This window comes from Bradyrhizobium sp., assembly GCF_016462955.1.
In the GTDB taxonomy this organism is placed as follows: domain Bacteria; phylum Pseudomonadota; class Alphaproteobacteria; order Rhizobiales; family Xanthobacteraceae; genus Bradyrhizobium.
Genome location: NZ_JAEMSD010000002.1, coordinates 57,864 through 58,802, shown reverse-complemented (window position 1 = coordinate 58,802; position 939 = coordinate 57,864). Strand labels below are relative to the sequence as shown.

2 protein-coding genes are annotated in these 939 nt (G+C 69.1%); both read right to left on the bottom strand.

Going from position 1 to position 939, the window contains the following annotated elements:
* On the bottom strand, positions 1–622 hold a 622-nt coding region (locus tag JHD07_RS00630; protein WP_291617918.1), incomplete at its 3' end, for a hydantoinase B/oxoprolinase family protein.
* Positions 622–939 (bottom strand): hydantoinase/oxoprolinase family protein (locus JHD07_RS00625; protein WP_291617916.1); only part of this gene is annotated, 318 nt, incomplete at its 5' end. The genes JHD07_RS00625 and JHD07_RS00630, both read right to left, overlap by 1 nt.

Sequence of the window (939 nt, the reverse complement as noted above, 5' to 3'; positions counted from 1 at the left end):
GCTTCAGTTCGCGCGCGCCTTGCGTCAGCGCGGTCCACTGCGCTTCCAGGTCGCCACGCAGATTGTCAGGCGTGCGTGAGTTGGCGGCCAGGATGGCGTCGATGTCGGGCAGCACGCCTTCGGCACTGCGCCAGAGCACCGGCGGCAGGCGCAGGCCCTCCTGGTACACTTCGGTTGCGTCGGGCGGAATGGAGCCGGCGGCCATGCCCCCGACATCCTGATGGTGCAGATTGGCGGCGGCGAAGGCGATCACCTCGCCATCGTGGAAGACCGGATGGACCAGAGCCAGGTCCGGCAGATGCGTGCCGCCGGACCAGGGGTCGTTGAGCAGATAGGCATCGCCCTCGGACATCGTCGCGAGTGGAAATCGTGCGAGCACGCCGGCAACGGCCGGAATCAGCGATCCCAGCAACAGCGGCAGGGAGCGCGCCTGGGCAAGCAAGCGTCCGTCCGGCAGGAACAGCGCCGCGGCACAGTCACCGCTCTCGCGGGCGATCGACGACACGGCGGCGCGCATCATGCCATGCTGCATGCGGTCGGCCGTGCCTTGCAGCGCCAGACGCAGCGGCTCCATGCGCAGAGCAATGACCGGATCAGGTACGACGTCGCGCGCGCGCGGCATCACGCCTTCGCCTCCAGCACCAGCGTCTGATCCGGCGTCAGCCGCCAGGACCAGCCCGCCGGCACAAAGGCGGTGATCATCGGCGTGAACAACGAATGCGGCCCTGCGCCTTCCGGCGGCAACGAAGCCCACGAACTATTGCTCACCGTCAGGCGGACGTCGCCCTCTTCCGGACCGCAGAGCATGCCCAGCGCCGACATCACGCTGGCGTTCGGCATCACCAGCACGCGGCGGATGCCCGCAAGTTCGGCAATCTCGGCCGCATGCTGCGCGCCGCCGCCGCCGATGGCGATGAGCACCGCCTCCGCCGGATCCAG